Annotated in this window: 21 protein-coding genes; 11 read left to right on the plus strand and 10 right to left on the minus strand. The window is 51.2% G+C overall.

Features of this window, described 5'->3' with window-relative positions; genetic code table 11:
• The first annotated feature begins 58 nt into the window (after positions 1-58).
• On the plus strand, positions 59-2,056 hold the full coding sequence (locus tag AC0YN3_RS14865) for a GTP-binding protein (RefSeq protein WP_475775808.1): 1,998 nt from the start codon (positions 59-61) through the stop codon (positions 2,054-2,056).
• Between the two features lie 48 nt (positions 2,057-2,104).
• On the opposite strand, the gene AC0YN3_RS14870 is transcribed toward AC0YN3_RS14865, so the two are convergent.
• A complete protein-coding gene (locus tag AC0YN3_RS14870) occupies positions 2,105-2,632 on the minus strand; it encodes a hypothetical protein (protein WP_475775809.1) in 528 nt (175 codons plus the stop codon).
• 431 nt (positions 2,633-3,063) lie between these two features.
• Here AC0YN3_RS14870 and serS point away from each other — a divergent pair, with 431 nt between their 5' ends.
• Complete coding sequence (gene serS / locus AC0YN3_RS14875; RefSeq protein ID WP_475775810.1) at positions 3,064-4,344, plus strand: serine--tRNA ligase; 1,281 nt, start codon at positions 3,064-3,066, stop codon at positions 4,342-4,344.
• 151 nt (positions 4,345-4,495) lie between these two features.
• Here serS and AC0YN3_RS14880 read toward each other — a convergent pair whose 3' ends face one another.
• Entirely contained in the window at positions 4,496-6,358 is a 1,863-nt protein-coding gene (locus AC0YN3_RS14880; RefSeq protein WP_475775811.1) for an ATP-binding protein, read from the minus strand.
• 591 nt (positions 6,359-6,949) lie between these two features.
• On the opposite strand from AC0YN3_RS14880, the gene AC0YN3_RS14885 reads away from it, so the two are divergent.
• Complete coding sequence (locus AC0YN3_RS14885; protein ID WP_475775812.1) at positions 6,950-7,204, plus strand: hypothetical protein; 255 nt, start codon at positions 6,950-6,952, stop codon at positions 7,202-7,204.
• Positions 7,205-7,727: 523 nt separating this feature from the next.
• Here AC0YN3_RS14885 and AC0YN3_RS14890 read toward each other — a convergent pair.
• The 3 genes from AC0YN3_RS14890 to AC0YN3_RS14900 all read right to left on the minus strand — a co-directional run bounded on the left by AC0YN3_RS14890 (position 7,728) and on the right by AC0YN3_RS14900 (position 11,132).
• Complete coding sequence (locus tag AC0YN3_RS14890; RefSeq protein ID WP_475775813.1) at positions 7,728-8,147, minus strand: DUF1284 domain-containing protein; 420 nt, start codon at positions 8,145-8,147, stop codon at positions 7,728-7,730.
• A 92-nt stretch (positions 8,148-8,239) separates the two neighbouring features.
• On the minus strand, positions 8,240-8,758 hold the full coding sequence (locus tag AC0YN3_RS14895; RefSeq protein ID WP_475776086.1) for a DinB family protein: 519 nt from the start codon (positions 8,756-8,758) through the stop codon (positions 8,240-8,242).
• Between the two features lie 64 nt (positions 8,759-8,822).
• Entirely contained in the window at positions 8,823-11,132 is a 2,310-nt protein-coding gene (locus tag AC0YN3_RS14900; RefSeq protein WP_475775814.1) for a helix-turn-helix domain-containing protein, read from the minus strand.
• A gap of 144 nt (positions 11,133-11,276) precedes the next feature.
• Between AC0YN3_RS14900 and AC0YN3_RS14905 the strand changes: the two genes are divergently transcribed.
• From AC0YN3_RS14905 to AC0YN3_RS14925, 5 genes are all read left to right on the plus strand, one after another.
• A complete protein-coding gene (locus AC0YN3_RS14905) occupies positions 11,277-12,794 on the plus strand; it encodes an extracellular solute-binding protein (RefSeq protein WP_475775815.1) in 1,518 nt (505 codons plus the stop codon).
• 438 nt (positions 12,795-13,232) lie between these two features.
• Positions 13,233-14,792 (plus strand): extracellular solute-binding protein, encoded by a 1,560-nt coding sequence (locus AC0YN3_RS14910; protein ID WP_475775816.1) that lies wholly within the window; start codon positions 13,233-13,235, stop codon positions 14,790-14,792.
• A gap of 96 nt (positions 14,793-14,888) precedes the next feature.
• Positions 14,889-15,839 carry an ABC transporter permease gene (locus AC0YN3_RS14915; RefSeq protein ID WP_475775817.1) on the plus strand — a complete coding sequence of 317 codons (951 nt, stop codon included), beginning with the start codon at positions 14,889-14,891 and terminating at the stop codon, positions 15,837-15,839.
• Between the two features lie 52 nt (positions 15,840-15,891).
• The gene (locus AC0YN3_RS14920; protein ID WP_475775818.1) at positions 15,892-16,767 is read left to right on the plus strand and encodes a carbohydrate ABC transporter permease; all 876 of its coding nucleotides are present in this window, start codon (positions 15,892-15,894) and stop codon (positions 16,765-16,767) included.
• 58 nt (positions 16,768-16,825) lie between these two features.
• The gene (locus AC0YN3_RS14925; RefSeq protein WP_475775819.1) at positions 16,826-17,923 is read left to right on the plus strand and encodes a glycoside hydrolase family 88/105 protein; all 1,098 of its coding nucleotides are present in this window, start codon (positions 16,826-16,828) and stop codon (positions 17,921-17,923) included.
• Between the two features lie 173 nt (positions 17,924-18,096).
• Here AC0YN3_RS14925 and AC0YN3_RS14930 read toward each other — a convergent pair whose 3' ends face one another.
• Positions 18,097-18,819 (minus strand): amino acid ABC transporter ATP-binding protein, encoded by a 723-nt coding sequence (locus AC0YN3_RS14930; RefSeq protein WP_475775820.1) that lies wholly within the window; start codon positions 18,817-18,819, stop codon positions 18,097-18,099.
• Positions 18,812-20,314: an ABC transporter substrate-binding protein/permease gene (locus tag AC0YN3_RS14935; RefSeq protein WP_475775821.1), complete on the minus strand. Its 1,503-nt coding sequence runs from the start codon at positions 20,312-20,314 to the stop codon at positions 18,812-18,814. The genes AC0YN3_RS14930 and AC0YN3_RS14935 overlap by 8 nt, the downstream gene beginning before the upstream one ends.
• Before the next feature lie 236 nt (positions 20,315-20,550).
• Here AC0YN3_RS14935 and AC0YN3_RS14940 point away from each other — a divergent pair, with 236 nt between their 5' ends.
• Genes AC0YN3_RS14940 through AC0YN3_RS14950 form a run of 3 tightly spaced genes read left to right on the plus strand, consistent with a single transcriptional unit; the run spans position 20,551 to position 22,518 of the window.
• Positions 20,551-20,874, plus strand: a complete 324-nt coding sequence (locus AC0YN3_RS14940) for a hypothetical protein (protein WP_475775822.1) — start codon at positions 20,551-20,553, stop codon at positions 20,872-20,874.
• Positions 20,844-21,674, plus strand: coding sequence for a membrane protein insertase YidC (gene yidC, locus AC0YN3_RS14945; protein WP_475775823.1), 831 nt, complete (start codon positions 20,844-20,846; stop codon positions 21,672-21,674). The genes AC0YN3_RS14940 and yidC overlap by 31 nt, the downstream gene beginning before the upstream one ends.
• Positions 21,675-21,693: 19 nt before the next feature.
• A complete protein-coding gene (locus AC0YN3_RS14950; RefSeq protein WP_475775824.1) occupies positions 21,694-22,518 on the plus strand; it encodes a sugar phosphate isomerase/epimerase family protein in 825 nt (274 codons plus the stop codon).
• 263 nt (positions 22,519-22,781) lie between these two features.
• Here the strand turns inward: AC0YN3_RS14950 and AC0YN3_RS14955 are convergent, their stop codons facing one another.
• From AC0YN3_RS14955 to AC0YN3_RS14965, 3 genes are read right to left on the minus strand one after another with little or no spacing between them, the layout of a single operon-like run.
• Entirely contained in the window at positions 22,782-23,327 is a 546-nt protein-coding gene (locus AC0YN3_RS14955) for a chromate transporter (RefSeq protein WP_475775825.1), read from the minus strand.
• Positions 23,314-23,949, minus strand: coding sequence for a chromate transporter (locus tag AC0YN3_RS14960; RefSeq protein WP_475775826.1), 636 nt, complete (start codon positions 23,947-23,949; stop codon positions 23,314-23,316). The genes AC0YN3_RS14955 and AC0YN3_RS14960 overlap by 14 nt, the downstream gene beginning before the upstream one ends.
• A gap of 2 nt (positions 23,950-23,951) precedes the next feature.
• Entirely contained in the window at positions 23,952-24,434 is a 483-nt protein-coding gene (locus tag AC0YN3_RS14965) for an Lrp/AsnC family transcriptional regulator (protein ID WP_475775827.1), read from the minus strand.
• Positions 24,435-24,534 lie beyond the last annotated feature (100 nt).

Consider the following 24,534-nt stretch of genomic DNA (forward strand, 5'->3'; position numbering starts at 1 on the left):
TAATGCGCTTTCAACGTTACGATAAGGAAAGAATGAGCGTTCGAGGGAGATATGCGACATGGAGCTTAATGCACAACAATATATAAGGAATATTGGGATCTTCGCTCATGTTGACGCGGGGAAAACGACAACAACGGAGCAGATCTTGTTCCACAGCGGGCGCATTCGGTCGCTTGGCAGCGTGGATGCAGGCACGGCGCAAACCGATTTTCTTGAGGTGGAGCGCACGAGAGGCATTTCGGTACGCGCTGCGGCGACGCGCTTGAACTGGGAAGGAATGGCTGTCAACCTGGTGGATACGCCAGGGCATGTCGATTTCCTATCTGAGGTGGAGCGGTCCCTGCGAGTGATGGACGGGGCGGTTCTTATTCTATCGGCAGTAGAGGGCGTGCAGGCGCAAACGGAGGTTATTTGGCATGCGCTAAGGCAGCGCAATATTCCAACGCTCATCTATGTGAACAAAATGGACAGGATCGGTGCAGATGCAGAGCGGACATTGAAGCAGGTGAGGAAGCTGCTATCGTCTCAGGCGGCGCCTATTCAAGCTCCTCTCGGCACGGAGGACAGCTTTAACGGGTCTATAAGCGTGCTGGATGTAGTAGGTGAAGATACGGAAGAGGTACAGGGCTATTTGCAGCTGCTCGAGGAAACGGTGGCCGAGAGCGAAGAAGCGCTGCTGCTTCACTATTTGGATCATGGAAATCTGCCGCGGGAGGAGCTGGTACGAAGGTTGACAGAGCTTACCCGCAGCGGTGAGCTATTTCCCGTTTTATTCGGCGCATCGAATAAGGGCATTGGCGTTGAGCCGTTGATGCAGGCGATGGCAGCACTGCTGCCAGGGCCGTTAGCCGTACCGGATGGACCGGTATCCGGCGTGGTATTCCGAATCGAACGCGACCAAGCGATGGGGAAGATTGCCTACGTACGTTTGTATAGCGGCAGCATTCGCAACCGTGATTCGGTGCGGAATGTGACGCAGCAGCTCGAGGAGAAGATCACTCAAATCCGTAAGATAGATGGCCAGAAGGCAGAGGATATCGGTATGCTGGCTGCAGGAGACATCGCTGCCGTATGCGGCTGGAACCAGGCACGGATCGGCGATATTATCGGCTGCCCCGACTACGTTCCCGGCGAGACGCGGCTTGCGGTGCCGCTGCTTACGGTTCAGGTGCGTTGGAGCAGCGAGGCCGAATACCCGTCTGTCGTTGCGGCGCTGCAAGAGCTAGCCGACGAGGATCCATTGCTCGATCTGCAGTGGCTTCAGGAGCAGCGGGAACTGCACCTCAAGGTGATGGGACCGATTCAAATTGAAGTGCTGACGCATGTGCTACACGACAGATATGGCTTAAAGGTCGAATTCAGCCAGCCTTCCGTTATCTACAAAGAGACGCCAGCCGAGGCGGGCGAAGGTTTCATAGCCTATACGATGCCGAAGCCGTGCTGGGCAATTATGCGATTCCGGATTGAACCCGGCGAGCGCGGCAGCGGACTAGTCTATAGCTCGGTCGTGCGGTCGGAACGGCTGCTGGAGCGATACCAGAACGAAGTGGCGCGGAGCGTGCCGGAGGCGCTGCAGCAAGGTCTCTTTGGGTGGGAAGTGACGGACGTGAAAGTCACGCTAATAGAAGGCGAGCATCATGTCTGGCATACGCATCCGCTTGATTTTGCATTGGCTACGCCCATGGGCGTGATGGATGGATTAGCCCGTACAGGAGTGACATTGCTGGAGCCCATGCTTTCTTTCCGGATTTCCGTGCCGGAGGAGACGGGAGGCAAGCTCATGAACGAATTGATCCAAATGCGGGGAGAGTTCGGCACGCCTGTTGTGAAGCAGGAGCGAATGGAGCTCGAAGGCACGCTGCCAGTAGCGACTTCACTGGAGTTCCCCGCGAGGTTTGGCTCGCTTACGAAAGGAAGAGGCGCCTTATCGACCTTTTTCGCTGGCTACCGAGAGTGTCCGTCCGATGTGAAGGCGGAGCGGGTTCGCCGAGGCGTTAACCCGCTCGATCAAGCGAAATATATTTTGGCATTTCGCAATGCGCTCGCCAGCTCGTAGTATCATTCGCGTGCTCTCGTTCTCGCGCTCGGATAAGCGGCGTTTGTTTCAATTACTGCTCGCGCGAGCTGTCTGTACGGGATTAACGGCAATTAAGCCGTACTTCTGAGGTCGCCCATCGACTACCCCGAACCAGAGCTCGCCGTTTCCGACCATGACGCCTTGGTCGCGAACGAACAGCTCTTCGACCTTTTGCGCGGCAAGCGCGTCCTTAATGGGCTTGGTCATAATGTCATCGTACTGTGCGATAAATGCTTCCTTTGAATCAATCGCAAACGGGGTTGCTGCATTTACATGCAGCGGCAGCAGGATGAATGCTGCGACAGCCGCTTTGTTATCTGCGGCAACGGCTGCTTGGGTAGCCTTAAACAGTTTAATAAAGGCTTCTGGATCGTTAATTCCGGCAGGCGCGAAGGGATTATCCTCTTGGCTGGCGACCGAATGGCTTGCCATGACGCCCGTTACGGATTGTCCGCAGCTAGCGTGAATCGCAAAGGCAAGGCCAAAGGCGGAAAATACAATGAGGCTTTTTTTCAAGCTTATTCTATACATCAACTTCGATATCTGATTAAGCATAACTATCTCCTTTGTGGTTGGCGGATTAAGCTTGGCCGGCTGAGATCTATTCATACCTATTGTAAGCCTAACGATGCTTCTTCAACCCTAAAACGCACATTTCCTTCTCGAAAGAACGTGAACCGGCTTCGCTTGGCAGAAGCGCCTTTTTTAGAGGAAGCACTTGTTTTTCGCATGAATCCTATGCTATAGTACTAGAAATTAATAATCGGATCACGCCAGTGAAGAGATTCCAACTCGGAGGCGTTCTCGTCAAGGAGAGGCAGAAACCTCCCCCTAAGTTTACCGGGACCGCCCGTTACAGCGGATCAAAGAGGATTGAACAGCCTGTCTGTTTGGTCAATTTGGGTGGCACCGCGAGTACAAAGCGCTCCTCGTCCCATAGGGATGAGGGCGTTTTTTGTATTTCTACTCAAAAGGAGCGCGGTAGCATGTTGGATTTGAAATGGATAAGGCAAAATGCGGAGCAAGTGCAGACGGCGGCAGATCAGAAGGGAATCAAGCTGTCGATGGAAGAGCTGCTGCTGCGGGATGACAAGAAGCGTACGCTTCTTCAGGAGACAGAGGCGCTTCGGGAAGCCCGGAATAAGCTATCGCTTCAGATTGGGCGGCTGATCAAGCAGGGGGCTGAGAGAGAAGCGGCGCGGGTGAAGCTGCAAGTAACGGAGACGAATGGGAAGCTGGCAAAGGCGGAGGCAGAGCTTGCGACCGTCGAACGCCAGTTAGCAGGGCTGCTCTCGTTCGTTCCTAACATCGTGTCGCCGGATACGCCTGTTGGCAGGTCGGATGCAGACAATGTAGAGGTAAGGAAGATCGGCGTGCCCCGAAGCTTCGAATTTGAGGCAAAGGATCATATGGCGCTCGGTGAGCTGCATGATCTCATTGACGTCAAACGAGGAGTCAAAGCGGCAGGCAGCCGCAATTATTACCTCAAGGGCGCAGGGGTTATGCTCCATCGGGCGGTTCAGCAGCTCGCGCTGGATATGCTGGTGGGGAAAGGGTTTACGCCGCTGGACGTACCGTTGATGGTTCGCACGGAGGCAATGAACAGCACCGGATTTTTCCCGCTGGGGGAAGACCAGACCTACCGGATTGCGAATGACGACAAATGGCTGGTCGGCACTTCGGAGGTTCCGATGGTTATGTATTACGCGAATGAAATCGTAGATGCCGAGGCTCCCATCAAACTGGCTGCGGCGTCGGCGTGTTTCCGCAGCGAGGTGGGCTCTGCGGGCAGAGACGTGCACGGTCTATACCGTGTACATCAGTTCGCCAAGGTAGAGCAGGTTGTTCTCTGCGAAGCGGATTCGGAGCTGTCGGAGGCGATCCTTCAGGAAATAACGGCGAATGCCGAGGAGCTGCTGCAACTCCTTGAGCTGCCTTACCGGGTAATGGCAGTCTGTACGGGAGATATGTCGCAAAAAACGTATAAGCAATACGATATCGAGACGTGGATGCCTAGCCGGGAGAGCTACGGGGAGACGCATTCGTCTTCTAACCTTCATGACTTCCAGGCGCGCCGCTCGAATATCCGTTACCGGACTAAGGAGGGAACGTTGAAGTTCTGCCATACGTTAAATAATACGGCAGTGGCAAGCCCGCGTATATTAATTCCGCTGCTTGAGAATCATCAGTGCGAGGATGGGTCGATTCGGATTCCTGAGGCTCTCCGGCCGTACATGAACGGGATGGAGCAGCTAAAAGCGAATTAGGTGCTTATGCGAAAGCGGCAAGGCCGGCATTGTGCCGCGTCTTGCCGCTTTCTGCATAAAGGAAGGTTCATTACTGTGATCCCAGCTCATGCATGAACCGGCATGGGGATACCGTGCCCGGGTCGAAGGACATTACCGGTAGTTAAGGATTTCATATTTTGGGAGAAACGCCGGAATGCACGGGAATGCGAAACGAAACGCTTGTACCCTCTCCGGGCTTGCTATGGATGGTCAAGCCTTGGCCGTATCTCTTTATTAATCTCCTGTTCGTATTGTACAGGCCGATTCCGCTTTTTGCTGCGCTTGGCTCGCTAAGCAGCCTGGCGATCTTTTCTTTGTCCATTCCGATTCCGTTGTCCTTCACCTCAATGTGCGCGTAGTCGCCTTGGCGTGTGACGCGTATCGAAACCTTAACGCCCTGCATGCGGGTAAGGCCATGCTTGACCGCGTTTTCTACTATCGGCTGGATCGTAAGCGGAGGAAGGCTAAGCTGGCAATCGGCAGCTACCCCCCAGTCCACGGTTAAGCGATGTTCAAAACGCGATTTTTCAATAAAGAGATAGGCTTTAACCAAATCTATTTCGTGAGACAAATCGACAACGGGCTGCGTATTCAAAAAATCAAAGCTGATGCGGAGATAGTCTGCAAAGGCCTCGACAAGCTCTTGCATTTTATCGGTGTCGATAGCGCTTAAGGCCGATATGGAATTTAAAGTATTAAATAAGAAATGAGGCTGAATCTGCGCCTGTAAATAGGCTGCTTCCATACGCATGCTCTCATGAATCGATTGCTTGAGGTTCGTTAGCGTCCTCATGCGGTATTTCAATTCCAACGCATCAACGGGTTTCGTTACGTAGTCATTGGCACCGGCTAACAGGCCGGTATAGACATCCTCGGGCATGGCCCGGGCAGTCAATAACAGAATGGGGAGATCCGACAAGGAATAGCGCTCCCTAATTTTTCTCGTCAGCTCATAGCCGGACATATGCGGCATCATGACGTCAATGACGAGTACATCCCATTGCCGAACATTTAGCATACTTAGCGCTTCTTCGCCGGAGCTCACCGTGGTTATCGCATAGGATTCAGTCGAGAGAATGGATGCAAGCACCTTCAAGTTAACGGCATCGTCATCAACGGCAAGAATGTGAATCCGATCGTCATGTGATGATGGCGGGGCAGATGCCGCAATGGTGTCTACCCGCACGTTCGGATCTTCGTTATTTACCCGCGAGGCTGCTGTAAGCTCCATTGCTGCTTCGAGCTCAGTAAGCTGCCGGTGCAAGGAAGAAGAGAAGGAGGGCTCGGCCAAAGGCAGGCTAAAGCTAAACACCGTTCCTTTGCCTAGCTCCGATTGAACCGTGAACGAACCGTTATGGAGCTCTATTAGTTGCTTGCATATGCTTAATCCGATTCCGATTCCACTTCCTTCGTTTATCCCGTGTGGTCCCTGCTCGTATGGCTGAAAAGCTCGGGCTGCCGTCTCTTCGTCCATACCGACGCCGGTATCGGAGAAGCGGATAACCGCATTCCCGCCAATGGCCTCCGCCGTAACGGAGATAGTACCTCTCTCCGTGAATTTGATCGCATTATGCATTAAGTTGTAGAGCACCTGAACTAATCGTTTCTCATCGGCCAATACGGCAGGAAAAGCCCGGTCCACATTCAGCTTTAAAACGATAGGCTTGTTTTCGTACATAAAACGAAGCATACTTGCTACGCCCGGAAGCAGCGCTTGCACCTGCAAAGGCTCCCTTTGCAGAACGATTCGATGTTCCCGAAGCCGTGTGATATCGAGAAGGTCGGAGAGCAAATAAGACATACGCCTGCTGATTTTAACGAGCAAGTCCATATCCCTCATGCTTTTCCAATGGAGTCTGTCCTTCTCATGCAGAAGAACCGTTTCCGCAATATTCATAATGCCGTGCAGAGGCGTTTTAAGCTCATGCGACGTATGGGTCAGAAACTGGTCTTTTAGCAGATCCGTTTCACGCAGTTGAAGGTTTAACTGCATAATTTCTTGCGTTTTACGAAAATACTTTTTAAGCGAATACGTAGAAAATCCGATAATCGCGGCAATAATGTCAACCGGGTAATAAAGATGCGTTTTGGTAATGCCAACGTTTATGGCTGCCCATATCGCACTCGACAGCACGGCTGCGCCAGAGAGCTGAAGAAATACGGCATCCTCATCGGTTGATTTTATAAAAAAGAGTTTGGTTATCAAATAAATGAGCCATGCGAAAGGAAAAAAGTACAGGGCGCTAAAAACTCTAAAATGATAGGTAGCGTGGACGAGAGCTGTCGGCGCCACGCATAAAAAAATAGAATACAGGATCAGTACGGCCGAATACACGTAAAAACCTTTGCGGCCTTGCAGCATCGAAGTAAACCTTCTGAAAAAGAAGATAATCAAATAGGCAAGCCACAAATAGGAAAGCAGCCTGATTTTGAAGGACCACGCGTAATTGATAGGCAGCCATAGCATCAGCAGGTTATCATTGTCGGAAACAATCGCAAGCGACGCTGCTAACGTAATCATGCCCATCAGGAGCGGCGCTCGCTCGCTGCGGTTCAGAAAAAACAAAATAAAGGCATACAAGCCGTGCAGCAGCAAAACGATAAAAGAAACGAGCTGAAAGCCAATCGAATACCACCGTTCGTAATCAATGGCCGCCTGGGAGCCAAAACGGACGGAATGCTGAATTCCTCCATCATAGGGGTTTTCGTAGTTGGCTACTTGAATGTACACGTCAAGCTCCTGTACGCCCAGCTCCGTGTAAGTGCTCGTAAAGGAGACCTTCTCGGGAATATAATCATCCGGATTCGCAGCGGGCTTGCCAATGTCAGGATCGCGTAGATCGTTGATTTGGACCTGGGCCGATGATTGGATTTTTTTGAACCAGAGCGTGGCGGGTTCCTTCAACGGATCAATTAACATGCGCAGTCGGTAGGTGCCGTATCCGAAAGAATTTTCATGAGATGCGGGAAAAGAATTTTTCCAGTCTCCAGGGACCTGGACATATGTAGACGAATGATCGTTTATTGAAAGCAGGTCACGATGATTTAGCAGCTGGCCAGGGAAAAACTCCCATTCTCCGTCCAATCGCATGGGCGGTGATTGCTGCAAATCCCATCCTCGTAAATCAAGCACGCCATTGACCGGACTTGGAGCATCGGCTGTAGGGAAAACAGTTGCCCAAGCCAATCGCAAGCCAAGCAGAATGCCTAGAAACAGCAACATGACGGAGAAACGTTTGAAAGCCGGTGTAGTTTTCATTATTCGCATACGATACCATTCGACATGAATTGACTTTTCCCTTCCCGGAAGGCAATGGTTAGGTGAAGGCTCTAGGGATGATCGTCTCGAAGCTGCTCGAGTGTCATGCCCCCACCTTGGGCAATGGCTGTCCGCTTGCCAACAGGCCTACGCCTTCGGCGCATACGCCATACTTTTCCCATGGGCAGGTGGTACATAGGCGGCTAATGTCCTCAGGCACCATCGAAGCCGCCACGCGGCTGCACAAAGAGTCCCAGCTTTCTTTCAAGCCTGCCGTAAGACCAAGCTTCGATAGCACGGCTTCGTCCAAGCCGTATACGGTTCCTTCGCAATGATTGGCTTTGTCTGGCGGGTAAGCTTGGCATACGTCATCCGGTCCCGTTATCAATTCAACTAGGGTGCGAGGCTGCGTGCGCAGCCTTTCGTAAATAGCGGTCATGTTGGTGCAGAAATCATCGGAATAGCCCATGCCGCGGTAGCCGAGCAGGCAAAGCAGGTGATGTCCGCGTAATCGAATCGTCATTCCTTCATCGCTCCTTACAACAAAAACTCCTATATGTTAACCATTTTATCATAATAAAAGGTTTACATATAGGAGTTCTTTATGGTTGATCCTTATCTTGCCAAGTATTTCTCGTGTACGATTTTCAAGTGATGCAGCTCGTGTCCGGCAATGATATAAGCGAGTGCCCTTGCGGATACCTCACTGCCGTTAGTTATACCTATGCGAAGCCAAGCTTCCTCCGACAAGCCTCTCAATAAGGATAGAGTAGACTTGCGAACGGTTATGTAGTCTTCGATAATTTGCGACAAGCTCCAGCTTTGGAATGAAGCGGCACTCATGAATTCATCCTGATCGAAGCCTGCTAGAGGGGTTTTGTCACCGCGTGCAGCACGCAATAGCCGATAGGACATGACGCGTTCCGTATCCGAAATATGTCCGATCACTTCCTTCAGCGTCCATTTGCCTTCCGCATAACGGTAATCGGCTTGGGCTTCGGGAATGTCAGACAGGAGCTCAGTCGTGCTTGCTAGCTGGCTTTCGAGCAATTCGGTAACGGCGCCTTCGCCTACGAGTCCGATATATTGCTCATGATAGGGGATATACTCCTCGGTTGACGGTCGTGATAACATCATGTAAGCCTCCTTCGCTTTTTCAAAAGTATAACATAGTATCTTCCAAATGAATCTAGCAGGTTTATCGCTCTATGTCTCGATGTTTATCCCGGTATTGCCCAGGCGTCATCCCCTCTAGCTTGCGAAAAGACCGAATAAAGTTCTGTGAGTTGTTGTAGCGCAGCTTGGCTGCAATATCTTTGATAGGCGTCTCGCTGTCCGCCAGCCACTTTTTTGCCATTTTGAACCGGTACGTCGACAAATACTCACTGAATGAATATCCGGTTTCCTTGCGAAATACGCTGCTCAAATAATTGGCATTGTAATGCAGGCGCGAGGCGCATTCCTCCAGCGTAAGATCCGTATCGTACTGATGCTGAACAAGATCGATGATTTTTTCGGAAATGTTATGATATTGCGCTTCCTGCCGGTCCTTGAAAATTCTGACCATCGGGTAGGCGACCATCGTCCAAAACCAATCATCTATTTCCGCTGCCGTATGCAGCTTCAGAAGCTCCTCCAGCAAAGAGCCCTTCATGGGATGAAGCTGGTTCATGCTCACGCCGGACTCCTGCATCACGATCAATAGCTGGTTGAGCAGCCTTGCAAGCGGAATCTGATATTCCTGCGGGGACATTTCCACGGCGAACACGGCCTGGAAGAAAGAACGCAGCAGTTCCTTTGCCCGTTCTTTGTCGGCGAGCTTAATCGCATCCAAAAGCTCGTTTTCTATATGTACGGGATAGTTGAGATTCAAATAATGTTTGCCTGCGTTCACGTTCTCGTACGGAATGATGATGCCTTCGCCCAGCTTGATGCGATGCTTTAGCGCTTCCAGCCCCTCGCGGTATGCAGTTGCCAACGCGGAGAAATTGCCGAAGGGCAGGCTGATGCCTATGCTGACCTGTATGTTTAGACAGCTGGCGATTTCCTGCTGCAAATGCTCGGTTAGCGCATAATTGCTCGTGTGGAAAGCCTTGATGTCATGCTCCGTACTGCCGATAATCATGACAATGGTATGGTCCATAATGACCGGGGCAAGGCGCTGCTCGTAAGGAACAAGCTCCTCAATCATATTGTGAACGGCAAAAAGGAGCAGCTCCAAGTCGGATTTGGCATACCGGCTAGTTTCAAGAAAGTCGATTTGCAGCGTAACGGCGGCCATGGTTTTCCATTCGGCCAACTGTTTGCCGTAGCCGAAATGTTCAAGCTTGCCGCTAATGTCGCCAGGCTTGATTTGTCCTTGAAAGGCTTTCATGAAAAAAAAGGTGCGCACCTGGTGCATATGCTGCCGTACTTCCTTCTCCAGCTCGGTTTTCGATTCGAACAGATGCGCCACGCGCTCCCCAATAACCTGGAATTCATTGGTTTTTCGCTGTTGAATATCGGTTAGACGCGCCCCAATTTGGTTAAGCAGAAGCTGGATCGGCGAATACATGCGCCTTGATCCTAGCCAAGCGAGCAGCATCGACAACGCAAGCATAAACAAGCATACGTACAGCGTATAGGTGCCGATTTTCGTAGATTCCTTCGTCATGCTGGCTATGGAGGCAGTAGACAAATAAATCCAGCCATTAAGATCGGAGCGGTAGTAGGTAACCGAATAGTCCTTCTGATTGACGGTTTCCTTGAATTGGCCGTTCGTTTCGTCAAGCAGCCCTATTTGCAATCCGGTTTCAGTAACTGGCTTGCCGATCAGCGACTGGTCATGATGGAGCAGAATGCGATATTGCTCATCCAAAATCATGATGGCAGATAATTGCTCGTCATCGCTCTCCAGCAGCTCTTGCAGACTGCATGCGGGGATATTGGCGAGCGCCAGCCCATATTTCTCGAGTCCGTTCGTCGGCAGCTTCTTCACGAGGCTGATGCTGTAGCCGCAAGCAGCGCTTTCCGCCGATTCCTCGCTGTAGAACCAGCTGGAAGGATTGAGCATCCACGAGGTTCCCTCAGGCGCTTGCAGCAAGCCGGATAGCTGCTCATAATAAGCGTACTGCCCGAAAGCGTACAACCCCGAGTTTTTAATCATCCAGTTATGGCGGTCATTAATGAGCAGCACGTCCTCCAGCTTCGTATCGAAGGATTGCATATGCCGAATCTCGCTCCGTAAATCGTCGTACATGACGAAATCATTCACGGTCAGCGGCTGGTTCATCGCTTTTTTGAGCACCGTGGAGTTGATGACTTGATTGAGCGTATGGTTGACAGTCATCAATTTCTGCTCTACATTTGATTTAATTTGCATAATAAGCTGCATTTTTCCTGCATTTACATTTTTCTGTATTTCATTCGATGAGGTCACATAAGAGAAGGCGCCAATGAAAATAACGGGAAGCGTGCTGAGCAGGAAACCGAAGATCGTCATCTTGCCTAAGAAGGTTAAGGATCGCACAGCCACCAACACCTTATCTAAGATTGGGAGAGAATTAGTTTTATTTTAGTAAACGCATACATTTTGAGCAATAATCATCTGTCCCGCCGATAATCATTTCCTTAGATTATGGGGATATAAGGGCGATTACACAAGGGGGCCGCCATGAGCATCCGTACACGAAGAACAAAGCTGTCTGTTAGCCTGCGATCTGCCGCGGTGCTGCTCATTCTTCTTTTATGCGCAGCATGCACGTCGTCGAATGCTTCGAATGAACTGGGCAATGACCCTACGATACCGACCATTTCCATTATGGCGCCGCTGCATTTCCCCCATCCGCCGAGCGAGGAAATGCTGGAGGGAATCGAAGGCCTCACCCATGTGAAGCTCGATATCAACTGGGTGCCGGATGGCATTTATACCGATAAAATGAACACGGCGCTCTCCACCAATTCGCTCAAGAAGGCGACTTTCGTGAAGCATACGGATTATATTTTCGTGAAAAACGCGATTCGCTCAGGTTCTTTCTGGGAGATTGGGCCGTACTTGGAGCAGTTCCCTAACCTGAAGCATTTGGATGCCGATATTCTGGGCCAAGCGGCGATTGACGGCAAAGTCTATGGACTGTACACGGAGCGTCCCTCTTCCCGTCAAGGCATTATTATTAGGCAGGATTGGCTGGACCGCCTGAAGCTTAGCGAGCCGGGAACGATTGATGAGCTCTACGAGGTCATAAAGCAATTCACGATAAACGATCCAGACGGCAATGGCGAGCAGGATACGGTTGGATTAGCTGATCGCAATGACTTGGTATTCGGGGCATTCAAGACGCTGAGCTCTTATTTCGGAACGCCGAACAATTGGGGAGTGACCGAGCAGGGGCTTGTACCGGAATTCGAGACGGCAGCTTATATGGATACGATGGATTTCATGAAAAGGCTATATGAAGAGAAGCTGCTGAATGCTGACTTTGCCGTGACGAGCAAGGACATGCAGCGCGATCAGATCATTCGCGGCAGCGCTGGCGTGTATATTGGCAGCATGACGGATATTCAACGGCTATCCGACGAGGCGATGCAGATTAATCCTGAGGCGCGGTTCACGCTCGTGAACCGGATACTGGGTCCGGAGGGGTACCGGATATGGTCCATACCGAACTATAACGGCCTGTACTTGTTCTCCAAAAAAGCCATTCGCGAGGAGAAGGAGCTGCTAGCCATGCTCGGCTTCTTCGACCGTACGATGGATAAGGATGCTGCGAACCTAATGCGTTACGGCATAGAGGGCAAGCATTATCAATTGGAAGACGGGCAGGTGGCGCTGCCGGAAGCAACCTCCCAGCTGCGCGTGAGCGAGGTGAATGCGCTATATTCGCTTATGATCGCGGATTTGAGCAATCCGAACCTGATGAAGGTGGCTGAGAAGGAATCGATGTGGGAGCTGGCAGAGAGGCTTAGCGCGGATAATGACAAATTTATCGTCAAGGACCCAACCATCGGTCTGGAATCCAAAACCAATGACGAAAAAAGCATGGAGCTATTTAAAATCATCTCCGACGCGACGTATAAGTACATGCTCGGACAAATTAGCGCAGATGGCTTTTATCAAGAGGTTGAGCGCTGGAAGCGCAGCGGAGGAAGCTTGATCATGAGTGAGTATACGGCAGCTTATTTCAAAAAGTAGAAGGGGTTGTTCCCAGAAATGGATAACTAGCGTCTGCAAGCCTCATAAAAACCCGAAAGGAACCTTCAACGCCACGATAAAGTGGGGCTGAAGGTTCCTTTTTTTGACGTATAGGAAAGGGTATGAGTGTGCTCATCCTTTCTCTATACGTTTCGCAGAAACGATGGCGTCTATAGAAAGGACGCCGTCAGGCGTTTCTTCTTACCCTATATGAAGTTGAAAGCGGAAGCTGAAGCTTCTTGAAATGATTTTGAGATGGCCATATTGGGGGCGGTTTCGGGCTTGGGCTTAGGGAGTGTCATTTAAGAGGGAGATAATCATTAGCTCAGTTGGAGCCCTTGAAGACGCGCATCGGTTCAAATGATTATTTCGGGACTCCAAATAGGCATGGTAGCTTGAATGGGAGCAATCAAAACGATATATGGAGGTCAATGGGGTATGAAGAAAAAATCGTATTCGATTCTGATGGGCATGGTTTTGACGTTCAGCCTGCTGCTTGCGGCATGCTCGGGTGACAGCAACGGAGGCAACAATAGTACATCGCCTTCGCCGAGCAACGACACCGGAGCTAAGACAGAAGAAACAGCCAAACCGGAAGAACCGGCAAAGCCAACCGAAATTACGATCATGCTTCCGCTTAACACAGCAGAGACACCGCCGGATACGATCAAGAACGAGCTGGAGAAGCTGACGAACACCAAGCTGACCTATCAATTTTTTCCGGCAGATACGTACGAGGAGAAGCTAAATGCTTCCTTTGCAACGGGATCGCTGCCGCAGGTGACGTATTTGAAAAACCAAGCGACCTTCGTGCAGATGAAGGAAGCGATCCGTGAAGGGCAGTTTTGGGAGATAGGAACTTACCTTGCCGAGTTCCCGAACCTAAGCAAGCTAAAGGAAGAAATTTTAAATAATACGAAGGTAGACGGGAAGCTGTATTCGGTTTATATCGGAAGGCCGCTTGCACGCCAAGGCATGATTTACCGCAAGGACTGGGCGGATAAGCTGGGCCTGACAGCTCCTGCTAATGTAGATGAGCTGTATGCCATGATGGACAATTTCACGAATGGCGACCCGGACGGAAACGGCAAGCCGGATACGGTCGGCTTAGCCGATCGCAATGATCTCGTTTATGGCGCATTCAAAACGGTTGCCGCTTGGTTTGGGGCTCCGAATAACTGGGGTGAGCGGGAAGGCCAGCTTGTGCCTGACTTTACGACGCCGGAATATGCGGCAACGATGGATTTTATCAAAAAGATCCGTGATGCCAAAGCGATGAACGTGGATTTTGCGGCGACAAGCAAGACCGATCAAGTGAATATGTTTACAAGCGGCAAAGCAGGCGTCTATATCGGCTCGATGCAGGACGTGGATTCGCTCGTGAAGGACTTGGTCAAAAACGTGCCAACAGCGGTTGTCGATACGCACAGCATGGTAGCGGGTCCTGACGGGAAAATAGCTTCATGGTCTATCCCTGGCTACAATAACGTCGCATTGTTTCCTAAATCAGCGATCAAGGACGAAGCGGAGCTCAAGCAAATATTGGCGTTCTTCGATAAGCTGATGACGCCGGAAGTGGCGAATATGATGTTTTGGGGCATTGAAGGCACGCATTACACGGTCGTGGACGGCAAAGCCAAAGCATCCGCGGACAAAGAGCTGACCGAGCGGGAAGTGAAAGGCTTCAAGGACAGCGTTATCGGCGAGCCGGAAACGAATGGCATGTACGAGGGCTTGCATGAGCTGGAAGCGCGAATCCATGCCGAGCAGCTCATCGTGGAGAACGAGAAGATCGCCATTGCCGATCCAACGGCACCGCTCGATTCGGCTGCTTATACGGAGAAAGGGACTGAGCTGCAAGAAATCATTAAGGATGCCACGTACAAATACATGTACGGCACGATTGACAAAGCAGGCTTTGATAAGGCGGTAGAGGACTGGAAGAAGCGCGGCGGAGCCCAAATTATCGAAGAATACAACGCAGCGTACAAGAAATAGAAGCATTGATCGAGCAAATGCAGCAATTGTGATGACTTGGAGGCTGCTTGCGCCGATCCGCAGCCTCCAAACCTCCCGCAGAAAGGAAGAAGCCATATGCAAGAAACGGTTATTCGGCAGGCGAGAGTACCGCAGCCTAGAACGAGCGAGCTCAAAAAGCGGCTATGGAAAAACAAATGGCTCTATGTCATGCTGCTGCCGGGCATATTCTTTTTTATCGTATTCAAGTATATCCCGATGGCGGGCCTTTCGATCGCTTTTCAGGACTATAAGCCGTTCAAAGGCTTCGGCGGAAGCGAATGGGTAGGTTTCAAGCATTTTGAAAGGCTCTTTACGGAGCCGGATTTCCTTAACATTCTGACCAATACGCTGCTGTTGTTCGGCATGAACCTGCTGTTCTATTTCCCGGTGCCGATCCTGCTCGCGCTTATGCTGAACGAGGTTCGCTCCTCCTTTTTCAAAAGAACGTTCCAAACGCTCGTTTATTTGCCCCACTTTATGTCCTGGGTCATCATTGTGTCGATCAGCTTCGTTATGCTGACATCGGACGGCGGCATCGTCAATGAGCTGCTTGCGTATTTTGGGTTCGAAAAAATCAATTTCCTGCTCAGCCCCGAGTGGTTCAGGCCGACCTACATTATCCAGGTTATCTGGCGGGAAGCGGGTTGGGGAACGATCATATATTTGGCGGCTATTGCCTCTGTGGATCCCGGTTTATATGAAGCCGCGAGAATGGACGGCGCCGGGCGGGTGCGGCAGGTGTGGCATATTACGCTTCCCGCGATCAGAAGCGTTATTATTATTTTGCTCATATTGAAAATCGGGGATGTGCTGGAGCTTGGATTCGAGCATGTGTATCTGCTGCTGAATTCAATGAATCGCGACGTAGCGGAAATCATTGATACCTATGTGTATACGGCCGGTTTAAGGCAGGGACAGTTCAGCTACAGTACCGCAATCGGCTTCTTCAAATCCTTTATCGGGCTCGTATTGGTCATGGCAGCGAACAGGCTGGCGAAGAAGATGGGCGAGGAGGGCGTTTATTAAGTGAGGAAAACCCAGCTAACCCATTATGGCAACCGGAGGAGGGAGCTTTCGCATGGTAGAGGATAAAACGGTTGGCGGACGGTTGTTTTCGATCGTGAATTTCGCGCTGCTCGCCGTAATCGCGCTCGTTACCGTGCTGCCGTTTCTGCATGTCGTAGCGGGATCGTTCACAACGAGCGCCGAAATGGCGATGAAGAAATTCATTCTTGTTCCCACCATCTGGAGCTTTGACGCCTATACGTTTATTTTTTCGACGGATACGATTTTCCGCGCGATGGCAGTATCTACAGGCATAACGTTGTTTGGCACCTTGTTCAGCATGTTTACAACCGCGCTCATGGCTTACGGATTATCGCGAAGGGATCTCGACGGGCGCAAGGCGATCATGTTTCTGGTCGTGTTTACGATGCTCTTCAGCGGAGGGCTGATTCCAACGTTTCTTGTCGTACGGGAGATGGGGCTGATCGATACGTATGCGGCCCTTATCATTCCTTCCGCGATCAGCGCGTTCAATTTAATCATTCTGAAAAACTTTTTTCAGAATATTCCGGAGGGGCTGGAGGAGTCGGCCAAAATAGACGGCTGCAATGACTTTGGCATTCTATTCCGAATCGTTCTGCCATTATCGATGCCAGCGATTGCGACGATATCCTTATTCTATGCGGTGACCTATTGGAACACCTATTTGAGTGCGATTCTCTATTTGGACGACAGCGCCAAATGGCCGATTCAAGTGCTGCTGCGTCAAATTGTCGTGCTTGCGAGCGGTCTCGATTACAGCTCCGACCTGGACGCGGCCGTACCGCCGCCTGACCAGACGGTGAAGATGGCCGTCATCGTTGTAGCGACGCTGCCGATTCTGCTGGTATATCCGTTCTTGCAGAAGCATTTCGCCAAAGGAGCGATGCTGGGATCGATCAAAGGCTAGCCTGCTAGAGAAAGAGCGAAGAATCATGGCATAGAAACAGCTGAGGGGAGTTTTGGAAATGCCGAATCATGAGGCACGGACGCCGATCGCATGGGCGAGGGCGGCCTGCGACCAATTAATGAGCAGCCATGCGCCGGAGGAGCTTCCGCCAGCGGGCCGCTGGCACTATCATCAAGGCGTGTTCCTATGCGGAATGGAGCAGCTATGGCAGGCGGAGCGGGACGATCGGTATGATGCGTATATCAAAAGGTATGTCGATCAGCTGGTTGACGACTGCGGCAATTTTGAATTCGCGCGGGATGAGCTGGACGCGATCCAAGCGGGGCTATTGCTGTTCCGACTAGATGAGCGCTCGGAGGAGCGCAAATACCGGATTGCAGCAGACAAGCTCCGCGGTTTGTTCGGCACGCTGCACCGAACCTCGGAGGGGGGATTCTGGCATAAGGATAAGTATGCCTACAATATGTGGCTGGACGGCTTGTACATGGGAGGCGTATTCGCGCTGAAATATGCGAATGCTTACGGTGATGAGCCGCTGCGTGCATTGGCGTTGCAGCAAGAGCGGTTGATGCGGCTGCATATGCGCGACGAGGAAACGGGATTGCTATACCATGCTTGGGATGAAAGCAGGCAGATGCCTTGGGCCGATCCGGAAACGGGCTGCTCGCCGGAGTTCTGGGGGAGGTCGCTTGGCTGGTACGGACTGGCGCTCGCTCAATTTCTGGATGAGCTGCAAGAAGGGGGAGCGGGCCGTGCCGAGCTCGAAGCCGCGCTTTCCGAATTTGCAGCCGCGCTCGTGCGGTATCAAGATACGGAGACCGGCCTGTGGCATCAGATCGTGGACAAGGGGCATATGCCGGACAATTGGCTGGAAACCTCCTGCACTTGCTTGTTTGTCTATACGCTAGCCAAAGCGTATAAGCTCGGTTTAGCGGATGATGCTGTCCTTGCTGCGGCTAGGCGAGGATATGAGGGACTTGTGCGCGTCGTGCAGAGCGATAATCAGGAAGGCTTTGTGCTGCCCGATATTTGCATCGGCACCTCGGCAGGAGACTATGAGAGCTACGTGACGCGGCCTACCTGCGAGAATGATCTACATGGCGTGGGTGCATTCGTAATGGCATGCGTTGAGATGGAGGCGCTTGTGGAGCTGTGAGAGTAAGGGATAAATAAAGAGAGCTCTGCGGCATGAATATCCGCAGAGCTCTTTAGGTTCGCTGCTTTGTGGCAGCTCCGGTGTTCATTCTCCCGACGCAAGGCTGACGCGGGAGGGGCGTATGCGCAGTGCCAGCCACAGACATTCTACCCAAGACGAAGGAGCGTCTTGGATTAAAGCACCTGCTCCAGAAACCTCGCAGCTCGCTCGCTTTGCGGTTTTGTGAAAAACTGCTCAGGCTTGGTGCGCTCGACAAGCTTGCCGTCGTCTAGGAAATAGATCGTATCTGCGGCTTCCCTGGCGAATTTCATCTCATGCGTGACAATCAGCATCGTCATGCCGCTGTCGGCAAGGCTGCGGATTACCGTAAGTACTTCCTTGACCATCTCGGGATCCAGCGCTGAGGTTGGCTCATCAAATAGCATAATGTCGGGCTCCATCGCGAGGCTCCTTGCGATAGCGACGCGCTGCTTCTGCCCGCCGGATAAGCGGGAAGGATAGCTGTCTGCTTTGTCCGAGAGACCAACGCGGGCAAGCAGCTCCTTCGCTTTGCTGCGCGCTTCTTGGGCTGTCAGTCCTTTCACTTCCATAGGAGCGAACGTAATATTATCGATGACAGTCATATGCGGGAACAGGTGGAAGTGCTGAAAGACCATTCCGATGCGCTGGCGAACGCGAGCGATGTCGGTTTTGGGATCGGTAATCGCTGTTCCCTCAATATCGATTTGGCCGGAGGTCGGCGTTTCCAGCATGTTGATACACCGCAGAAACGTGGATTTGCCCGATCCGGACGGACCGATCAGCGCCACGACCTCCCCTTTTTCTACCGTTGTTGTAATGCCCTTCAGTACTTGGTTTTTACCGAAGGCTTTCGTTAAGTTGGTTATGTTAATCACTGCGGCGCAGCCTCCTTTCGAGCTTACGGGCAAACGAGGTTAGGATAAGGACAAGCACGTAATAGATGGCAGCGACAAACAGCAGCACTTCGATGGAGCGGAAGGTGTCAGCGCGAACCACGTCTGCGCGGCGCATTAAATCGGATACTCCGATGACCGAGACGAGTGACGATTCTTTTAAGAGCGCTACGCATTCGTTCACGAGCGCGGGAAGAATCGTACGAAGCGCTTGCGGGAAAATAATGCGGATCATCATTTTTCGATATGGTATGCCAAGCGCAACGGCAGCTTCCCGCTGGCCTTTGTCGACAGCCATAATGCCGCCCCTGATTGTTTCCGACAAATAGGCAGCGGAATTAAGCCCGAATGCTAGCCCGGCTGCCATCAATGCAGGAATGTCATAGTTGAACAGCTGCGGGGTCGCATAATAAATAATAGTAAGCTGAACGAGCAGCGGCGTGCCGCGGAATACGGATGTGTAGGCGGTTGCGAACCACTCCAGCGGCTTGATGCCGGAGATTTTGAAGAGCGACAGAATCGTTCCCCATATAAGTCCGAACAAGGCGGACACAAGCGTGAAGAGCAGGGTGACGTAAACCCCTTTTAGAATATACGGAATGTAGTCCTTAAGAATGCTGAAATCAATGTTCAGGCCAAGCAATGAGCCTGAGCTTGCTTCTTCCTCGGCAAACCATTTCTTTGTAATGTCATCAAGCTTGCCGTTCTCCTTCATCTCGGAGAGAACGCCGTTAAACTCGGCGACAATTGGCGATTGTTTGGGGAAAGCAATCGCATACCCGTTGTCCGCAGACTCGGCAGGCAGGAAATTCATGGCAAGCTCGGGATTGGAATTTGTCATTTCTACGGCGACGGCATCCTCAACGATCGCGGCATCGATCCGGCCGGAATTCAATTCCTGAATGAGATCGGGAATTTTATTGAGCTTCTTCAACGAGGCGCCGGCGATTGTTGCCGCATAGAGATCCTGCGTGGAGCCGAGCTGGGTTCCGACTCGTTTGCCTGCGAGCGAGGCTTCGGTTGCAAGCGGCGCTGATTTTTTGGAAACAATCGTATTGCGCGCGGCGTAGTACATTTCAGAGAAATCAACGCTTTGTCTCCGTTCGTCCGTAGCGGACATGGCGGACATGACAAAGTCGACGCGTCCGGTTTGCAGCGCAGCGATTAACCCATTGAAATCCATGTTGGCGATTTCCAGTTCATATCCGAGCTGGCTGGTGATATACTTGGCTACGTCGATATCCATGCCGACGATTTGTCCGCTGCCTTTGGCATCTACGCTTTCGTATGGCGGATAGTCGGCCGATGTGCCCATAATGAGCTTTTTCTTCTGCCCGGAGGCAGGCGCTGCGGCGCTTTCTGCGCTTACGGAATAAGAGCCGGTTTTTCCGGTTGGGAAAAATTGGCCGAGCGCGACCAGCAGAACCGTGAAAGCAATGAGCGATAAATAAATGATTTTTAGTTTTTTTCGATTCATGTTGTCCTCTTTCTTCTAAGTTGTTTGGGAATCTATGGTGGAATGAAGCGCCGCGGTGCGGACATTGGCAACTTAGAAATTATATGGCGCATGGTATTCATTTGTAAATAACCAAGAAGCACCGCTTTGTAACATAATTGTGCTTGGGATAGTCGTAATCGGATGAGAATTACTGTTATAATAACCAGACAGCAATAAATCTATTTTCGAAACGACGATGAAAGGAGGTGAATACATTGTTCGAGTTTGAATTGCATGACATAATGCCCTATCTCATTTCCCTCAGCCTCTTATGCTCCTTGGCTTTCGCTTACGCTTCGCATTTGCAAACCGATGCCCATGAGCATTGGGAGCGTGACGAAGTCATAAGCATCTTGTATCTTTCCATGCCGCAGGTGCTGATTCGCACCGTTCCGCTGCACCATTGGTTAGCCAGAAAGGTGAAGCGGAAGGAGTCGCCTGATGACGATATAGCAGATTGCATGTCCTCGTTTGTTCCAGTACTTTCAAACAAACGAGGAGGATTTTTATGCAAACGAACAATGTATTCCCTTCATTAAAATATGGACGACTCTTTATAATCGGCTTGATGCTGGCAGGCTTGCTCTTGGTGAGCGGCTGCAGCACGGCTAGCGGCACGATCGACGGCGATACGCCAGGCTTGTTTAATCACTATGTCATCTATCCGCTTTCGGCGGTGCTTCAATACTTGGCTGATATGTTCCACGGCAACTATGGCTTTGCGATTATCGGGATCACCCTCATTATCCGGTTGGTGCTGCTGCCGCTCATGATGCGTCAATATCGCGCTCAGAACCAAATGAAAACAAAGATGGCCGTGCTCCAGCCGGAGCTTAAGCAGCTGCAGGACAAGTACAAAAACAAATCCGATTCGGAATCCAAACAAAAGCTTCAGCAGGAAACGATGCAGCTGTACCAGAAGCATCAGGTCAACCCGCTTGCCATCGGATGTCTGCCTATGCTGATTCAGATGCCCATTTTGATGGGGCTTTACTCAGCGATCAAGCTGACGCCCGAGCTGGCGGACCACTCCTTCCTATGGTTTAAGCTTGGATCGCCGGATATCGTATTGCCGATTATCGCGGCTCTCGTGTATTTCGTGCAGTTCAAGGTATCGCAGACGACGCAGCCGAACGCGAATGCCGCTCAGCAGAAGCAAATGGCGTTTATGGGCTACTTGTCTCCGATTTTGATGGGCGTGTTCGCCCTGTCGGCACCTGCAGCGATTTCGCTGTATTGGGTAACGGGCGGTATTTTTATGATCGCGCAGTCGTATTTGGCCAAAAAAGTGTACGCGCCTAAGGCAGAGCTAGAGGTTGCCCTTAAAGGCAGCGTCTAAACGTAAAGGAGTCGATCAAATGTCAGTCGGTGTTCTTGCCCATTTATTCGGAAGCCTGCCTTACAAGGAGTTAGCTCCCAAGGTAGCTGCGAGCGGCTTTACCCATGTACAGCTCGCGCTATGGAAAGCCATTAGCGATGTCGATTTCAGCAAGCCCGGCAATATTAGCCCGGGCCTTGCGAATGCGATTGGCGAGCAGTTCGAAAAGAACGGCGTTTCGATTTCGGTGCTGGGCTGTTACGTTCATTTATTCGAACGCGATGAGAAGCTGCGCCGCGCAAACGTGAACCGGTTCAAGGAGCTGCTGCGCTATGCCCGCTTTTTTGGTGCCCCCATGGTAGCGGCGGAGACCGGACGGAATGAAGGCGGAGACTACACCGACCGCGATTGGTCCATTATGAAAGAAACGCTTGAGGAGCTTGCCGAGGAGGCGGAGAAATGGGGCGTGTTTGTAGGCCTTGAGGCTGCAAATGACCATCTGGTCGGAACGGCGCCTGAGCTAGCGCGCATGCTGGAGGAAGTGCCTTCCTCCAATATCGGCGTCGTGATCGATCCGGGAAATCTGTTGACAGCAGCCAATTTCCACAATCAGAACCAGATTATAGAGGAAGCATTCAAGCTGCTGGGCAGCCGCATTATTGCCGCACACGCGAAGGATCGTTTGCTGCTGGAGAACGGAGAGCTTGGTACGGCAACGGCGGGGCTCGGCGGAATGAACTATGAGCTCTATATGAAGCTTCTGAATCAATATAAGCCGCATGTCCATATTATTATGGAGGAAGCGAAGGAGCATCAGATGGCGCAATCGAAGGCGTTTATAGATGAGATTCGCGGACGGTTCTAACGAAGAAAAGGCATTTGAATCAGCAGCCTAAGGTGTTTTCCTTGGGCTGCTTTTTTTCTTCACGCCTCGGATAATAGTCGTTAGTAAAGCAGTGAAAACCAAAAAAGAACGGATTCCCAAGGCAAGCAAGCCGGGCGGAATCCGTTCTTTTTTCAACGTATAGGAAAGCATATGAATTTACTCATGCTTTCTCTATACGTTTCGCGAAACGATGGCGTCCATTGAAAGGACGCCGTCAGGCGTTTCTTCTTAAATAACCGCAATTACAGCACATTCAAATGAGGAATAACGAGGCCGCCATATGCGAATGCAATAACGATGACGATGGCAGGGTGAACTTTACGGAATTGCATCGCCCAGAAAGCGACGGCAGCGATAATGAGCGATTGAATGATGCCGATCGACTCAACGGAGCTTTGCGCCATTTGCCATGTGAGCAGCAGCATCATGATTGCGATTACGGGCTGCACAAGCAGGGTCATTCCTTTGACAATAGGAGACTGACGGTGCTTCTGGAGCACTTTAAGCAGCACAATCAGCGCCACAGCTGATGGAACAATGGTTGCCGCCAACGCAACAATAAGCCCTAGCCAGCCGCCGACATCATAGCCGATGAACGCGGCTATTTTGGTTGCGATCGGACCTGGCAGCGCGTTGCCTAACGCGAGAATGTTGGAAAACTCCATAGGCGTCGTCCAGGCATGATTGGTCACGATCTCCCGATACATAAGCGGGATGGATGCAGGTCCCCCGCCATAGCCAAGGACGTTGGCAATAAAGAAGCCGATAATTAAATTAATCCATTCCACGGGTTACGCCCTCCTTTTTCTGTACGCCGCGCTGCTGCTTCTGCTGTTTTCTGCGCTGCAGAGCCGCCACCGTACGCAAGTGGAATGCACCGTAACAAAGGAATAATAGAATAACGAAAGCGGGATGGATATGAACGCCTTGAAGAAGAGCGAACGCTATTGCGAAAAAGCCGAAGCCCACGTATTTTCCAAGCCCTTTGACTGCTCGCTCTCCGAATTCGTAGGCCATCATCCCGAGCATGACCGCTATAACGGGTGTCACGGCTCCGATCATGCCTTGAATAAATGCAGCGCTGCTTAGAAATTGAACGGTCGTCAGCAGCAGAATCATTGCGATACCCGAAGGAATGATATGAGCGAGTACGGATACGATGGCGCCAAGCGTTCCTTTCTCGCGATAACCGAGATAAGCGGCGATTTTGGTTGCGATCGGTCCGGGGAGCGCGTTAGCCAGCGCAAGAATTTCGCCGAATTCCTCGTCTTCTATCCACTTGTAATGGGTAACGGCCTCGTACCGAATGAGCGGAATAACGGATGGACCGCCGCCATAGCCGATAATGCCCGTTTTCATCATGGCCCAAGAGAGCTGCATGTAGCGGTTGTTCATCATTTTGCCAGCCATGCTTACAGCCTCATTCCCATACGGCTCTTATACCGATTAATTAAAACTTGGCAGTCTACGCTCATAATGCCAGGCAGGGTATAGAGTTTTTCTTTTAGAAAATGCTCCATCTCCTGGTTGTTGCGAAACAGCCCGTGCATATGCAGCTTGCTTGGTCCCGTCATATGGTAGAGGCTCGTAACGAACGGCTCCGTAGACAGTTGATCGGCAACAGCGTGCAGATGCTTGGGCTCTACTTCTACGTTGAAAAAAGCAGATACGTGAATGCCGATCCGCTCTGGATTAATGACGGCGGTAAAGCGTTCGATTACGCCTCCATCCATTAGCGCATTGATACGGGATTGAACGGCGACCCGGGATAAACCGATCTCTTTTGCTAAGTCCGTGTAAGATATTCTTCCATTTATATTCAACTCAGCTATGATTCTTCGATCGATATCATCAATTTCTATCGTGTTCGTCTCATCAAACGGTTTGGCTTGCATGCTTTATCAGCTCCATTCAGAAAATGCCTCATATCAAGGTGTCTTGTAATATCGCGTTTTAATTACCATATGTATAAATATATACACTAATTCATACGTA

The organism is Paenibacillus sp. J22R232 (genome assembly GCF_056269165.1).

Excerpts from the sequence above, each read along its gene's own strand:
- AC0YN3_RS14915 (WP_475775817.1), top strand. The coding sequence starts at position 14,889 with ATGCAAGAAACGGTTATTCGGCAGGCGAGAGTACCGCAGCCTAGAACG.
- AC0YN3_RS14960 (WP_475775826.1), bottom strand. The coding sequence starts at position 23,949 with ATGGCTGGCAAAATGATGAACAACCGCTACATGCAGCTCTCTTGGGCC.
- yidC (WP_475775823.1), top strand. The coding sequence starts at position 20,844 with ATGCAAACGAACAATGTATTCCCTTCATTAAAATATGGACGACTCTTT.
- AC0YN3_RS14870 (WP_475775809.1), bottom strand. The coding sequence starts at position 2,632 with ATGCTTAATCAGATATCGAAGTTGATGTATAGAATAAGCTTGAAAAAA.
- serS (WP_475775810.1), top strand. The coding sequence starts at position 3,064 with ATGTTGGATTTGAAATGGATAAGGCAAAATGCGGAGCAAGTGCAGACG.
- AC0YN3_RS14905 (WP_475775815.1), top strand. The coding sequence starts at position 11,277 with ATGAGCATCCGTACACGAAGAACAAAGCTGTCTGTTAGCCTGCGATCT.
- AC0YN3_RS14925 (WP_475775819.1), top strand. The coding sequence starts at position 16,826 with ATGCCGAATCATGAGGCACGGACGCCGATCGCATGGGCGAGGGCGGCC.
- AC0YN3_RS14865 (WP_475775808.1), top strand. The coding sequence starts at position 59 with ATGGAGCTTAATGCACAACAATATATAAGGAATATTGGGATCTTCGCT.
- AC0YN3_RS14920 (WP_475775818.1), top strand. The coding sequence starts at position 15,892 with ATGGTAGAGGATAAAACGGTTGGCGGACGGTTGTTTTCGATCGTGAAT.
- AC0YN3_RS14880 (WP_475775811.1), bottom strand. The coding sequence starts at position 6,358 with ATGCAGTTAAACCTTCAACTGCGTGAAACGGATCTGCTAAAAGACCAG.
- AC0YN3_RS14965 (WP_475775827.1), bottom strand. The coding sequence starts at position 24,434 with ATGCAAGCCAAACCGTTTGATGAGACGAACACGATAGAAATTGATGAT.
- AC0YN3_RS14935 (WP_475775821.1), bottom strand. The coding sequence starts at position 20,314 with ATGAATCGAAAAAAACTAAAAATCATTTATTTATCGCTCATTGCTTTC.
- AC0YN3_RS14890 (WP_475775813.1), bottom strand. The coding sequence starts at position 8,147 with ATGACGATTCGATTACGCGGACATCACCTGCTTTGCCTGCTCGGCTAC.
- AC0YN3_RS14950 (WP_475775824.1), top strand. The coding sequence starts at position 21,694 with ATGTCAGTCGGTGTTCTTGCCCATTTATTCGGAAGCCTGCCTTACAAG.
- AC0YN3_RS14895 (WP_475776086.1), bottom strand. The coding sequence starts at position 8,758 with ATGTTATCACGACCGTCAACCGAGGAGTATATCCCCTATCATGAGCAA.
- AC0YN3_RS14910 (WP_475775816.1), top strand. The coding sequence starts at position 13,233 with ATGAAGAAAAAATCGTATTCGATTCTGATGGGCATGGTTTTGACGTTC.